This window comes from Halomonas sp. ND22Bw (assembly GCF_003011945.1).
GTDB lineage: Bacteria > Pseudomonadota > Gammaproteobacteria > Pseudomonadales > Halomonadaceae > Halomonas > Halomonas halophila.
The window spans coordinates 1-271 of record NZ_PXWD01000892.1 but is presented as its reverse complement, the minus strand read 5'-3'; the positions used below and the strand labels follow the sequence as shown (position 1 = coordinate 271).

Annotated in this window: 1 protein-coding gene; it reads right to left on the bottom strand. The window is 45.4% G+C overall.

The features are described 5' to 3' along the window. Nucleotides 1–70 precede the first annotated feature (70 nt). Nucleotides 71–271 (bottom strand): hypothetical protein (locus CVH10_RS26860; RefSeq protein ID WP_219924918.1); only part of this gene is annotated, 201 nt, incomplete at its 5' end.

Genomic DNA, 271 nt, shown 5'->3' with positions numbered 1-271 from the left:
TTATAAAATAAAAGATCAACACTCCACAGGCGAAGTTCTTCTTTGGTCAAAACGATGATCTTACTTTTCCTCACCCTTCAAACTTCGGGAGCGGGTTATCTTTGGTGCTAGGCTTTACGGGTGGCTCTTCCAAAACTTCCTCCTGAATCAGCCTCTTGATCTCGTTGTACAAGCCTATGCAGTCGTCTATCTTATGGGTGTTTGAGATGTGGTAGGTGCAGAAACAGTCTCTCTCCTCTGGAGTTGGGGCCCTATAAGGCCTAACTGAATC